This window comes from Streptomyces sp. NPDC058092 (assembly GCF_042884935.1).
Classification (GTDB): Bacteria; Actinomycetota; Actinomycetes; order Streptomycetales; family Streptomycetaceae; genus Streptomyces.
Genome location: NZ_JBHVSY010000005.1, coordinates 67,188 through 80,350, shown reverse-complemented (window position 1 = coordinate 80,350; position 13,163 = coordinate 67,188). Strand labels below are relative to the sequence as shown.

The following is a 13,163-nucleotide window of genomic DNA, read 5'->3' as shown; positions in this document are numbered from 1 at the left end:
CCGGCCAGTCCGGCGATTGAGGACGTAACCGTTGCGGTGGGGGCCCGCACTCCACCGCACCCCGCACACTGAATACCGTATGAACGCCCACGAAGCGTGCACCACTCGTATCGCCCGAAGAAAGGCACTCCACATGAGCAGCAACGAAACGCCGCGCGGCCCCGTCGACTCCTCCCGCGTCCCGCGGTACGCCGGACCCGCGACGTTCGCCCGGCTGCCCCGCCTCGACGAGGTCGGCACCGCCGATGTCGCCGTCGTCGGCGTGCCCTTCGACACGGGTGTCTCCTACCGGCCCGGCGCCCGTTTCGGCGGCAACGCGATCCGTGAGGCGTCGCGCCTGCTGCGCCCGTACAACCCGGCGCAGGACGCCTCGCCGTTCGCCCTCGCGCAGGTCGCCGACGCCGGGGACATCGCCGCGAACCCGTTCGACATCAACGAGGCCGTGGAGACGATCGAGGCCGCCGCCGACGACCTCCTGGCCACCGGCGCCCGCCTGATGACGCTCGGCGGCGACCACACCATCGCGCTGCCGCTGCTGCGCTCCGTCGCGAAGAAGCACGGCCCGGTCGCCCTGCTCCACTTCGACGCCCACCTCGACACCTGGGACACCTACTTCGGCGCCGAGTACACCCACGGCACCCCGTTCCGCCGCGCCGTCGAGGAAGGCATCCTCGACACCTCCGCGCTCTCCCACGTCGGCACCCGCGGCCCCCTCTACGGCAAGCAGGACCTGGACGACGACGCGAAGATGGGCTTCGGCATCGTCACCTCCGCCGACGTCATGCGCCGCGGCGTCGACGAGGTCGCCGACCAGCTCCGTCAGCGCATCGGCGACCGGCCGCTCTACATCTCCATCGACATCGACGTCCTCGACCCGGCGCACGCGCCCGGCACCGGCACCCCGGAGGCCGGCGGACTGACCTCCCGCGAGCTGCTCGAAATCGTCCGCGGGCTGTCCTCCTGCAACCTGGTCTCCGCCGACCTGGTCGAGGTCGCCCCCGCGTACGACCACGCCGAGATCACCTCCGTCGCCGCCTCCCACACGGCGTACGAACTGACGACGATCATGTCCCGCCAGATCGCAGAGGCCCGTACGAAGTGACCCACGACCACCACGACGAGCGGCCGCAGCTCACCCCCGAGCAGATCGCGGCCGCTCTGAAGCCCCCGGCCGGGCGCAACGGCGGCGACCTCGTCGTCGAGACCCTCCAGGGCCTCGGCGCGACCACCGTCTTCGGCCTGCCCGGCCAGCACGCGCTCGGCATGTTCGACGCGCTGCGCCGCTCCTCCCTCTCGTACGTCGGGCTGCGCGTCGAGAACAACGCGGGCTTCGCCGCCGACGCGTACGGCCGCATCACCGGGGAAGTGGCGCCTCTGCTGCTCTCCACCGGGCCGGGTGCCCTCACCTCCCTCGCCGCGCTCCAGGAGGCGGCGGCGGCCTCCGCTCCCGTGCTGGCCATTTCCAGCCAGATCCCGGTCGCGGGCCTGGGCGGTGGCCGCCACGGCTACCTGCACGAACTCCGCGACCAGAAGGCGTCGTTCCGCGATGTCGTGAAGTCGGTCCACACCGTCCGTACGGCCTCCCAGGTCCCGTCGGCGATCGCCGCCGCCTGGGAGTCCGCGCTGACCGCCCCGCACGGCCCGGTCTGGATCGAGATCCCGCAGGACGTACTCCTCGCCGAGACCACCCTGCCCGTCGTCACGGCGATGGACGCCACCCCGCGCGCCCTGCACGCCCGTCCCGAACTGACCGCCGTCGCGGCCGATCTGCTGTCCAAGGCCGAGCGTCCGGCGATCATCGCGGGCGGCGGAGTCGTCCGGTCCGACGCGTCCGGCAAACTGCTCGCGCTCGCGGAGAAGATCGACGCCCCGGTCGTCACCACGTTCGGTGGCAAGGGCGCCTTCCCGTGGGAACACCCGCTCTCACTCCAGTCCTGGCTGGAGGACCGCCACACGACGGACTTCCTGGAGTCCGCCGACGTGCTGCTGGTCGTCGGCTCCGGACTCGGTGAACTCTCCTCGAACTACCACACGTTCGCCCCGCGCGGCCGGGTCATCCAGATCGAGGCCGACGCCGGAAAGCTGGAGTCCAACCACCCCGCACTCGGCATCCACGCCGACGCCCGCGAGGCCCTGGCCGACCTCCTCGACGCGGTCGACCGCCGTGCGGACCCGTCGGCGCCGGACCGGGTCCGCACGGTCCTCGAAGCGGTACGCGACCGGATCGCCGGCCAGGAACTCACCCTGGAGCAGCAGCTCGTCGCCGCGGTCCGCGAGGCGCTGCCCGACGCGTCGCCCAGCTTCTGGGACATGACGATCCTCGCCTACTGGGCCTGGTCCGCCTTCGACGCCCGCCGCCCGAACACGATGCACTCGGCCCAGGGCGCGGGCGGCCTCGGCTACGGCTTCCCGGCCGCCCTCGGCGCGGCGGCCGCCGACCGTACGAAGCCGGTCCTCGCGGTCTCCGGCGACGGCGGCGCGATGTACTCGATCGCGGAACTGGCCACGGCCCGCCAGTACGACCTCCCGGTCACCTGGCTGATCGTCGACGACGGCGGCTACGGCATCCTGCGCGAGTACATGACGGGTGCCTTCGGCGAGGCCACGGCGACCGAGCTCGCCCGCCCCGACTTCGTCGCCCTCGCCGAGTCCTTCGGCGTCCCGGCGGTCCGTACGACCCCCGAGACGCTCGCCGACGACCTGGCGAAGTCCCTCGCGCAGCCGGGCCCTTCGGTGGTCGTGCTCCCGGCCCTGCTGAGGATGTTCGAGCCGACGCACCTGTGACCGCGCCGGTCCCCGTGCGTCATGTCATCAGACGGCCGTGCGCGGGCGCGTACTCGGCCATCTGTTGATGGAAGCCCTTGGTGAACTCCCCCTTCTCTCCTTCCCGGAGAGTGGCGGGGAGTTTGCCGTCGGCCGGTATGAAGTCCGCTATGGCACGGAACAGTTCGGCTGCGGCCTTTCCGCGCTCCGACCCCTTCTGCCGGGCCTCGATCAAGTAGTGGGCTGCCTTGCTCAGCGGGGGTCCGAGATGCTCCTTCGGCCGCTTCAGCACTTTGTCCCGGGCCTCCTGCTTGTCCAGCGCCCGGTCGCCGGTACCGACGTAACGCAGGACGTGCAGGGCCGCGTACAGCTGACCGCAACGGTAGGCGGTGCTCGGCTGGGCATCGGACATGACTTCGTGATCCTCCTCAAAGGGCCGGCCGACGACTGCGATCACTGACTACCCCCGGCGCGCACGCTGTGAACTTCCCGGCGGGGTCACCGGGCCTCCGAGCGTCAAGTCCTGACCAATTGGACCGTGTTGCGTACAACTTTCCGGTCCGCCGGGAGTCATCTGTATGGGCGTGCCGGGGGCGCGCCGTACAGATGACTCAGGGGACGGAAGCCTCATGACTGGATCCCATATAACTCGCCGTGCGCGGGGCGCGCTGTCCGTCGCGCTCGCCGCGGGCGTGCTCGCACCCGTGGCGCTCGGCGCCGCGCCCGCCGTCGCCGCGACGCCGACGGCGAGCTGCACGTCCGGCAAGGCGGGACTGGCCGCCAAGCTGTCGAAGGACATCGCCGCCGCGCTCAAGGGGCGGGCGTCGACGACGGCCGTGGCCCTCTACGACCGGACCACCAGGACGAACTGCTCTCTGCGGGCGACGACGAAGTACGACTCCGCCAGCGTCGTGAAGGCGACCGTGCTGGCGACGCTGCTCTGGGACAACAAGAAGCACAACCGCTATCTCACCCAGCGCGAGATAAACCTCACCACCGCCATGATCACCAAGTCCGACAACAACGCGACCACGAGCCTGTGGAAGCAGCTCGGGGTGACCAAGGTCAAGGCGTTCCTGAAGGCCGCCGGGATGACGCACACCGTGCCCGGCTTGGGTGGCTACTGGGGGCTCACGCAGATCACCGCCCAGGACGAGCTGCGGCTGCTGACCCTGCTGACCGCCAAGAACTCCGTGCTGAGCGACAGCTCGCGGGCGTACGAACTGGGTCTGATGCGCAAGGTCATCTCCTCCCAGCGCTGGGGCACGCCCGCCGGTGCGCCGTCCGGAGTGACCGTCCAGGTCAAGAACGGCTGGCTGCCGCGCACCACCCACGGCTGGCGGGTGCACAGCATCGGCGCGTTCACGGGCAAGGGACACGACTACGCGATCACCGTCCTCACCCAGGACAACAAGACGATGAACGACGGCGTCAACACCATTCAGGCCGTCGCCCGCGCCGTGCACAAGGACCTCAACCCGGCCGCCGCCGCGTCGGCGACCGTCGCACCGCCCGCCGCCCCGCAGGAAGCGGTGCCCGCGGTACCGGAGGCTCCGGCGGTACGCATGCTCACCGCGACGCCGCAGTCGTAGCCGACACGGCCGGGGCCGTCCTCGGCCGCCGGACGCGGCGCGCCCGTCCGGCGGCCGAGGAGACGGCGTCAGCGGCCCGGCCCCGGTCACCCGCCGACCGCCCGGGCACCGGCACCGGCCGCTGCCTCCGCCTCCGCCTCCGTTCGGGAATCCGCCTCCGCCCCGGATCCCGCGTGGGCGGTGAACGCCACCCGCATCGGGCGGGCCGGGCCGCGCGCTGGGCGTAGACCGGTCGACGGACCCGCCTACGCCGAAGGACCCGTCTTTGTAACGGCGGGATGAAATCCGCTGCCCACCGCGTTGGTGCCATCCGGGAGACCAGGTCGAACGGGGAGGCATCGGTGACGGACGCAGAAGACGCTGTGGACGCAAGAGGCACAGCGGGCGCGGTACGGGCGCCGGGCTGGGCTCGGCGGCTGAGCGGCTACGCGTGGCGCTACCGGCGCAATGTGCTGCTGGCGCTCGGCTCCTCGCTCGCCGGCATGGCGGTGATGGCCCTCGTCCCGCTGATCACCAAGGTGATCATCGACGACGTCGTCGGCGACCACACGCGGTCCCTCGCCGTCTGGACCGGACTCCTCGTGGTCGCCGCCGTGCTGGTGTACGCGGCCACGTACATCCGCCGCTACTACGGCGGCCGGCTCGCCCTCGACGTACAGCACGACCTCCGTACCGAGATGTACGGGACGATCACCCGCCTCGACGGCAAGCGCCAGGACGAGCTGTCCACCGGGCAGGTCGTCGGGCGCGCCACCAGCGACCTCCAGCTGATCCAGGGGCTCCTGTTCATGCTCCCGATGACCATCGGGAACGTGCTGCTCTTCCTCATCTCCCTGGTGATCATGGCGTGGCTCTCGCTGCCGCTCACCCTCGTCGCGGTCGCCGTCGCCCCCGCCCTCTGGTACATCGCCCGCCGCTCCCGCGCCCGGCTCTTCCCCGCCACCTGGTACGCCCAGGGGCAGGCCGCCGCCGTCGCCGGAGTCGTCGACGGGGCCGTCTCCGGGGTCCGGGTCGTCAAGGGGTTCGGGCAGGAGGAGCAGGAGACCGGCAAGCTGCGCGAGGTCGGGCGCAGGCTCTTCGCCGGGCGGCTGCGGACGATCCGGCTGAACTCCCGTTACACCCCCGCCCTCCAGGCCGTCCCGGCGCTCGGCCAGGTCGCGATGCTGGCCCTCGGCGGCTGGCTCGCCACCCGTGGCGAGATCACCCTCGGCACGTTCGTCGCGTTCTCCACCTACCTCGCCCAGCTCGTCGGCCCGGTCCGGATGCTCGCCATGGTCCTCACCGTCGGACAGCAGGCCCGGGCCGGCGTCGAACGCGTACTGGAACTGATCGACACCGAGCCGACCATGAAGGACGGCACCAAGGAGCTTCCGGCCGACGCCCCCGCGAGCGTCGAGTTCGACGACGTACGGTTCGGCTACGCCGACGACCGCCCCGTCCTCGACGGCTTCTCGCTGACCATCGAGCCCGGTGAGACCGTCGCCGTCGTCGGCGCCTCCGGCAGCGGCAAGTCCACCGTCTCGCTCCTGCTGCCCCGCTTCTACGACGTGACGCACGGCGCCGTCCTGGTCGGCGGCCACGACGTCCGCGAGCTGACCCAGCGGTCCTTGCGCGGCGCCATCGGCCTCGTACCGGAGGACAGCTTCCTGTTCTCCGACACCATCCGCGCCAACATCGCCTACGGATTCCCGGACGCCACCCGGGAACAGATCGAGGGAGCGGCCCGCGCCGCCCAGGCCGACCGGTTCATCGCGGACCTGCCCGAGGGCTACGACACCAAGGTCGGCGAGCACGGACTCACCCTCTCCGGCGGCCAGCGCCAGCGCGTCGCGCTCGCCCGCGCCATCCTCACCGACCCCCGGCTCCTCCTCCTCGACGACGCCACCTCCGCCGTCGACGCCCGCGTCGAGCACGAGATCCACGAGGCGCTGCGCCAGGTGATGGCCGGGCGGACGACCCTCCTGATCGCCCACCGCCGCTCCACCCTCGGCCTCGCCGACCGGATCGCCGTCCTGGAACACGGCAGGCTCGCCGACATCGGTACGCACGAGGAGCTGGAGCGCCGCTCCGCGCTCTACCGGCGGCTGCTCACCGACCCGGACGAGCTGGGCGGCACCTCGCCCGGACACCAGCCGGTGACCACCACCGCCGACACCACCCCCGAGGACGACCGCGCGCTCCAGGAGGAACTGGACGCGGAATTCGACGCCGAGCGCGGCATCAGCCCCCGCCTGTGGATCCGCGAGGAGGAGCCGCGCGACACCGGGGCGGCCGGCATGCCCGCCACCCCCGAGCTGCTCGCCCAGGTCGAGGCGCTGCCACCGGCCACCGACACTCCCGGCATAGACGAGGCACTTGCCGTCCGCGCCGAGGAGTCCTACGGGCTGCGCAGGCTGCTGCGCGGCTTCGGGCTGCCGCTCCTGGTGAGCCTGGCGCTGGTGGCGGTGGACGCGGGCGCCGGGCTCCTGCTGCCCGTACTGATCCGGCACGGCATCGACAAGGGGGTCTCGCAGCTCGCCCTCGGCGCCGTCTGGGCGGCGTCCGCACTGGCCCTGGTGGTCGTACTCGTGCAGTGGGCCGCCCAGATCGGCGAGACCCGGATGACGGGCCGCACCGGCGAGCGGGTGCTGTACTCACTGCGGCTGAAGATCTTCGCGCAGCTCCAGCGCCTCGGCCTGGACTACTACGAGCGCGAGCTGACCGGCCGCATCATGACCCGGATGACGACGGACGTGGACGCGCTGTCGACGTTCCTGCAGACCGGTCTGGTCACGGCCTTCGTCTCCGTCGTCACCTTCTTCGGCATCATGGTCGCGCTGCTCGTCCTCGACGTGCAGCTGGCCCTCGTCGTCTTCGCGACGCTGCCGGTGCTGGTCATCGGTACGTTCTTCTTCCGCCGCAAGAGCGTCCAGGCGTACGAACTGGCCCGGGAGCGCATCAGCGCCGTCAACGCCGACCTCCAGGAGTCCGTCTCCGGGCTGCGGATCGTGCAGGCCTTCCGCCGCGAGCGCGACGGCGCGGACCGGTTCGCGGAGCGCAGCGACCACTATCGCGAGGCCAGGGTCCGCGGTCAGTGGCTGATCTCCATCTACTTCCCGTTCGTGCAGCTGCTGTCGTCGGTGGCCGCGGCGGGCGTCCTGATCGTCGGCGCGGGCCGGGTCGACAACGGCACGCTCACCACCGGTGCGCTGGTCGCGTACCTCCTGTACATCGACCTGTTCTTCGCCCCGGTGCAGCAGCTCTCCCAGGTCTTCGACGGCTACCAGCAGGCCACCGTCTCCCTCGGCCGCATCCAGGAACTCCTGCGGGAGCCGACCTCCACCGACGCCCCGGACGAACCGCTGGACGTGCTGTCGCTGCGCGGCGAGATCGCCTTCGAGGACGTGTCCTTCGCGTACGGGAGCGGCGACGACGCCGAGGAGGCCCTCAGCGGTGTCGACCTGCGGATCCCGGCCGGTCAGACGGTCGCGTTCGTGGGGGAGACGGGTGCCGGGAAGTCCACCCTCGTCAAGCTCGTCGCCCGGTTTTACGACCCGACGGGCGGCCGGGTCACGGCGGACGGCACCGATCTGCGCCGCCTCGACCTCACCGCGTACCGGCACCGGCTCGGAGTCGTACCGCAGGAGGCGTACCTCTTCGCCGGTACGGTCCGTGACGCCATCGCGTACGGGCGGCCCGAGGCCACCGACGCCGAGGTGGAGGCGGCGGCGCGGGCGGTCGGCGCCCACGACATGATCGCCACGCTGGACGGCGGCTACCTGCACGAGGTGGCCGAGCGAGGCCGTAACCTCTCGGCCGGCCAGCGCCAGCTGATCGCGCTCGCCCGCGCCGAACTCGTCGACCCGGACGTCCTGTTGCTCGACGAGGCGACCGCCTCCCTGGACCTGGCCAGTGAGGCCCTGGTCAACCAGGCGACCGACCGGCTCACGGGCCGCCGCACCACCCTGGTCGTCGCCCACCGGCTGACCACGGCCGCCCGCGCCGACCGGGTCGTGGTGATGGACCGCGGCCGGGTCGTCGAGGACGGCACGCACGACGAACTCCTCGCCAGGGAAGGGCACTACGCCGTGCTGTGGCGCACCTTCATCGGGGAGGACGAGCCCGCCGGGGTGTGAGCGCCGGGCCCGCCCCCGGTGTCACTCGCCGATGCCGGAGATCTTGCCGGTCCGCAGATCCGACCGCACGGTCAGGTGCGAGTACGTGGGGTGCTTGCCGTTGCTCCAGGTGAGCCGCACCGTCGACCAGGTGTGACCCGCGCCGCTGTCGCCCGAGGTGACCCGGAAGGCGAGCGGGGTGTTCTGGGCACGGAGCACGCCGTCCGCGTGGTTGCGCTTCTCCCAGGCGGCCAGTTGGGTGCGCAGCCGGGGGGTCAGATAGAACGACCTCAGGGCGGTGGCGAGTTTGCCGCCGCCCTTCGCCGTGACGGCATCGATGTAAGCGGCGTAGAAGTGGGCAACCTGCTGGAAGGCCGGGGTGCCGGCGTCGCTGCGGACCGGCGCCGCGGCAACCGGGGCCTGCGGGGCGGCCGTGGCGGCGGGGACCACGGCGACGGCGGTGACGGCGGTGAGGAGAGCGGTGGCGAACAGCATCCGGCCGATGACGTGCCGGCCGCGGGGGGCCTGGGCGCTCGGGAGTTGGAGCATGACAGTTCCTGCCTTTCGTATGGCTCTGCCCCGTTGGACCCATGTTGTGGCGATGTGGTTGTCCTGGTGGCGGAGCGAGCCCGATGGAACCTCCGGATGGCCTCCTGCGTCGTACGCATGTACGCGCATGTGTCGAACGTGGGCGTCGGTGTTCGATCTGACGATGGGACTGCTGGTGATCAGAGGGACCGGAAAGGCCGGCAGGTGCGGACGGGGCGGACCACGCCGGACGCTTGCGCGGCTGTTCGTCCTGCCGCTGGTGGCCGTCGTCGGTCTGGTGCTGACCGGTACCGCGGCGAACAGCGCGGTCGCCGCAACGGTCTGCGCCGGGCGCCCCGCGAAGACGGTCACGTTCAAGACCGGTGAGCTGCGCGTCTTCAAGAGCCGCTCCTATGCCTGCGCCGTCGCGGTCGCCAAGAAGCCGGGCTCGCGCCGCGCGATGTCCGTGACGCTCCAGCCGCGCGGCGGCAGCCCCGTCGTCGACAGCGGCCGGTACACCCGGCGGGCCGGCCCGGTGACGGTCCACGCGCTGAACCGGTGCGTCCGGGCCTCGGCCACGATCGCCGGAAAGTCCGGTTCCACGGGCTGGATTCTCTGCTGACGGCCCCGGCCCGTGATTTTCCCGGGCCGACGGGGTCTGGCGGCGCGGGTGTTGCCCCGCTAGGTTCACGGCGTCTGTTGTGAATCATGGGGAGGGTGCATGCGTAAGGCGCTCAGAGGGTTCCTGTCGCTCGCGGTGCTCATCGGCACGGTGAGTGCGACGGGTGCCTCGGCCGGGGCGGCCACCGCCGCGGAACCGGCCGCGTTCCGGAGCACGGCCGGCAGTGACAGCGGCACGAGCACGGACATCAAGGACCGCATCCTGGCCATCCCGGGAATGCGTCTCATCGAGGAGAAGCCGTACGACGGCTACCGCTACTTCGTCCTCGACTACACCCAGCCGATCGATCACCGGCACCCGTCCGAGGGCACCTTCCAGCAGCGCATCACCCTGCTGCACAAGGACACGTCCCGCCCGACGGTCTTCTCCACCAGCGGCTACAACGTCTCCACGAACCCCGGCCGTTCCGAGCCGACCCGGATCGTCGACGGTAACCAGGTCTCTCTGGAGTACCGGTTCTTCACCCCGTCCCGCCCGTCGCCCGCCGACTGGTCCAAGCTCGACATCTGGCAGGCCGCCAGCGACCAGCACCGCGTCTTCACCGCGCTGAAGCAGATCTACACCAAGAACTGGCTGACCACCGGCGGTTCCAAGGGCGGCATGACCGCCACGTACTTCGAGCGTTTCTACCCCGAGGACATGGACGGCGTCGTCGCGTACGTCGCGCCCAACGACGTGGTCAACAAGGAGGATTCGGCGTACGACCGGTTCTTCGAGAACGTCGGCACCAAGGAGTGCCGCGACAAGTTGAACGGGGTGCAGCGCGAGGCGCTGATCCGCCGTGAGCCGCTGGAGAAGAAGTACCAGGAGTACGCCGCCGCGCGCGGTTACACCTTCAACACCACCGGCTCCCTCGACAAGGCCTACGAAGCCGTCGTCATGGACTACGTCTGGGGGTTCTGGCAGTACAGCCTGCTGTCCGACTGCGACACCATACCGGCCGACGCCAAGAACGCCCCCGACCAGGCGATCTGGGACTCGGTCGACTCGATCTCCGGCTTCTCCACGTACGCCGACCAGGGCCTGGAGAAGTACACCCCGTACTACTACCAGGCGGGCACCCAGCTCGGTTCGCCGAACATCAAGCAGCCGTGGCTCGGTAACCTCAGCCGGTACGGATACCAGCCGCCGCGCACCTTCGTGCCGCGCTCCATCCCGATGAAGTTCGAGCCGTCGGTGATGCGCGACGTCGACAGCTGGGTGAAGCACCACGCCGACCACATGCTGTACGTGTACGGACAGAACGACCCGTGGGGCGCGGAGCCCTTCCGGCTCGGTGCGGGCGCCCGGGACAGCTATGTCATGACCGTGGCGGGCGGCAACCACGGCTCGAACGTGGCCGGCCTCGCCGCCGACGACAAGGCGAAGGCCACGGCGGCCATCCTGCGCTGGGCGGGCGTCGCCCCGGCCGCCGTGCGGGACGACCCGGCGAAGGCGAAGCCGCTCGCGAAGTTCGACGCACGGCTCGACAAGCGGGACGTGATGAACGAGCGCGGGCTGCGGCCGTAACCGGTCCCTGACCGAAGCCGTACCAAGGAAGGGGCTGTGCGGGTGCACAGCCCCTTCCCGGTCACCGGATCTCTAGTAGGTCAGCCCGTACCCGACCGGGTACAGCACCCGCGCCGGATCGTCCGCGCGCTGCACCGGCACCGGCAGGGTGCCCTGCGGTTCGGCGCGGCCCGCGATCACCCGCGCGGCGGCCCGCAGTTCGACGTCGGTCCAGGAGTACGTGGCCAGGTTCGCCGCGAACCCGGTCCCGGCCAGCTGGGCGATGTCGTACGGATTGCGGATCGCGACCGTGATCACCGGGACGCCGGTCGCCGCCAGCGCGCTCACCAGGGTGCGCTGGGAGCTGGTCGCCGAGACGTTGTACGTGGCCACGATCACCGCGTCCTTGCCCCGTGCGGCCGCCACCGCCGCGTCGATCTTCGCCCTGGTGGGGGCGGTGCCGGTGGACAACGCCGTTGCCGTGTGGCCCAGTTCGCCGAAGGCCGTGGCCAGGGTGGTGGTCGGCGGCCCGGTGGTGCCGGACGGCGAGGCCGGATCGGCGCCGACCACGAGGAGGTTCTTGTGGGAGCGGCGGGAGAGGGGCAGCACCGCGCCGTCGTTGGCGAGCAGCGTGGTGGTGCGCTCGGCGATCCGGTCGGCGGCGGCGAGATGGGCCCGCGTCCCGACGGTACGGTCCACCCCCGCGTGGCTGACGAACGGGTCGTCGAACAGGCCGAGCTTCGTCTTCAGCCGCAGGATCCGCAGGATCGATTCCTCGATCCTGGCCTCGCTGATCTCACCGCTCTTCACGGCCTCCAGGACGGCGTTCCAGGAGACGTCCAGGTTCGGAGGGTTGAGCAGCTGGTCGACGCCCGCCAGGAGCGCGAGGACCGGCACGCGCGCGTCGCCGTACTTCGTCCGCACGCCCTCCATGCCGAGCGAGTCGGTCACCACGACACCGTCGTAACCGAGCTCCTCGCGCAGGATGCCGGTGAGGATCGGGCGGGACAGCGTCGCCGGGTCCTCGGCCGGGTCCAGTGCCGGGACGACGATGTGCGCGGTCATGATCGAGTCGATGCCCGCGGCGATCGCGGCCCGGAACGGCGGCTCGTCCAGCTCCGCCCACTGCTCCCGGGTGTGACCGATGACCGGCAGACCGGTGTGGCTGTCGGTGCTGGTGTCGCCGTGGCCCGGGAAGTGCTTGGCCGTCGAGGCGATGCCGCTGCTCTGATACCCCTTCACCTGCGCCGCGACCATCCCGGCCACGGACTGCGGGTCGGCGCCGAAGGAGCGTACGCCGATCACCGGGTTGGCCGGGTTGACGTTGACGTCGGCGTCCGGGGCGTAGTTCTGGTTGATGCCGATCGCGGCCAGTTCGGCGCCCGCGATCTGCCCGGCCCGGCGGGCGTCGGAGCGCGAGCCGCCCGCGCCCAGCGCCATCGCGCCCGGCATCAGGGTGGCCGGCTCGCCGACGCGGCAGACGATGCCGTGCTCCTGGTCGGTGGAGACGAGGAGCGGCAGGGGGGTGGGGCCGGCGAGACCGGCGCGCTGGATGCCGTTGGACAGGTCGGCGATCTGGTGCGGGTCGCGGGTGTTGTGCGCCCAGGCGAAGTAGATGATCCCGCCGACGTGGTACTTGGCGATCAGCTCGGCGGCCGTACGGACCCCGATCTCGGCCAGGTTGGCGGCGATGTCGGCCTGGTCGGGCTCGGTGGCGGAGTGCCCGTACACCCGCATCACGAAGAGCTGCCCGACCTTCTCCTCCAGGGTCATCCGGGAGATGAGCCCCTTGAGGCGCTTGGTTGCGGCGGCTGAATTCTGCTGCCCGCTGCTCTGCCCGCTGCTCGCGGACCGCTGGGCGGCGACGGCGCCGGGGGCGACGACGCCGCCCGTGACGGCGGCCGCGGCGGTCGCGGCGGTGGCGGTGAGAAGGGTGCGTCTGGAGGTGCGGTGGTGCACGTGAGCTCCTTCGGCCGTGCTCGGGGACGAGAGGTGGTGAAAGAAACGATGGTGAAA

9 protein-coding genes are annotated in these 13,163 nt (G+C 71.3%); 6 read left to right on the top strand and 3 right to left on the bottom strand.

The window, feature by feature from the left end:
* The first annotated feature begins 133 nt into the window (after window positions 1–133).
* Both speB and ACFVV1_RS10490 read left to right on the top strand, forming a co-directional pair.
* Entirely contained in the window at window positions 134–1,102 is a 969-nt protein-coding gene (gene speB / locus ACFVV1_RS10495; protein WP_389987552.1) for an agmatinase, read from the top strand.
* Window positions 1,099–2,784: a thiamine pyrophosphate-binding protein gene (locus tag ACFVV1_RS10490; protein WP_389987549.1), complete on the top strand. Its 1,686-nt coding sequence runs from the start codon at window positions 1,099–1,101 to the stop codon at window positions 2,782–2,784. Before speB ends, ACFVV1_RS10490 begins: the two co-directional genes overlap by 4 nt.
* Before the next feature lie 19 nt (window positions 2,785–2,803).
* On the opposite strand, the gene ACFVV1_RS10485 is transcribed toward ACFVV1_RS10490, so the two are convergent.
* A complete protein-coding gene (locus ACFVV1_RS10485) occupies window positions 2,804–3,175 on the bottom strand; it encodes a hypothetical protein (protein ID WP_389987546.1) in 372 nt (123 codons plus the stop codon).
* Window positions 3,176–3,392: 217 nt separating this feature from the next.
* On the opposite strand from ACFVV1_RS10485, the gene ACFVV1_RS10480 reads away from it, so the two are divergent.
* Both ACFVV1_RS10480 and ACFVV1_RS10475 read left to right on the top strand, forming a co-directional pair.
* Entirely contained in the window at window positions 3,393–4,355 is a 963-nt protein-coding gene (locus tag ACFVV1_RS10480; RefSeq protein WP_389987543.1) for a serine hydrolase, read from the top strand.
* Between the two features lie 341 nt (window positions 4,356–4,696).
* Window positions 4,697–8,470: an ABC transporter ATP-binding protein gene (locus ACFVV1_RS10475; protein WP_389987540.1), complete on the top strand. Its 3,774-nt coding sequence runs from the start codon at window positions 4,697–4,699 to the stop codon at window positions 8,468–8,470.
* A 21-nt stretch (window positions 8,471–8,491) separates the two neighbouring features.
* On the opposite strand, the gene ACFVV1_RS10470 is transcribed toward ACFVV1_RS10475, so the two are convergent.
* Window positions 8,492–8,998 (bottom strand): hypothetical protein, encoded by a 507-nt coding sequence (locus ACFVV1_RS10470; RefSeq protein ID WP_389987537.1) that lies wholly within the window; start codon window positions 8,996–8,998, stop codon window positions 8,492–8,494.
* A 163-nt stretch (window positions 8,999–9,161) separates the two neighbouring features.
* Here ACFVV1_RS10470 and ACFVV1_RS10465 point away from each other — a divergent pair, with 163 nt between their 5' ends.
* Together ACFVV1_RS10465 and ACFVV1_RS10460 are read left to right on the top strand one after the other, a co-directional pair.
* Window positions 9,162–9,599: a hypothetical protein gene (locus ACFVV1_RS10465; protein ID WP_389988246.1), complete on the top strand. Its 438-nt coding sequence runs from the start codon at window positions 9,162–9,164 to the stop codon at window positions 9,597–9,599.
* 99 nt (window positions 9,600–9,698) lie between these two features.
* Complete coding sequence (locus ACFVV1_RS10460) at window positions 9,699–11,168, top strand: S28 family serine protease (RefSeq protein WP_389987534.1); 1,470 nt, start codon at window positions 9,699–9,701, stop codon at window positions 11,166–11,168.
* Window positions 11,169–11,240: 72 nt separating this feature from the next.
* On the opposite strand, the gene ACFVV1_RS10455 is transcribed toward ACFVV1_RS10460, so the two are convergent.
* Window positions 11,241–13,106 carry a glycoside hydrolase family 3 protein gene (locus tag ACFVV1_RS10455; protein ID WP_389987531.1) on the bottom strand — a complete coding sequence of 622 codons (1,866 nt, stop codon included), beginning with the start codon at window positions 13,104–13,106 and terminating at the stop codon, window positions 11,241–11,243.
* Window positions 13,107–13,163: the final 57 nt, after the last annotated feature.

Coding starts and splice junctions, on each gene's coding strand:
- ACFVV1_RS10465 (WP_389988246.1), top strand. CDS start 9,162: ATGGGACTGCTGGTGATCAGAGGGACCGGAAAGGCCGGCAGGTGCGGA.
- ACFVV1_RS10485 (WP_389987546.1), bottom strand. CDS start 3,175: ATGTCCGATGCCCAGCCGAGCACCGCCTACCGTTGCGGTCAGCTGTAC.
- ACFVV1_RS10480 (WP_389987543.1), top strand. CDS start 3,393: ATGACTGGATCCCATATAACTCGCCGTGCGCGGGGCGCGCTGTCCGTC.
- ACFVV1_RS10460 (WP_389987534.1), top strand. CDS start 9,699: ATGCGTAAGGCGCTCAGAGGGTTCCTGTCGCTCGCGGTGCTCATCGGC.
- speB (WP_389987552.1), top strand. CDS start 134: ATGAGCAGCAACGAAACGCCGCGCGGCCCCGTCGACTCCTCCCGCGTC.
- ACFVV1_RS10470 (WP_389987537.1), bottom strand. CDS start 8,998: ATGCTCCAACTCCCGAGCGCCCAGGCCCCCCGCGGCCGGCACGTCATC.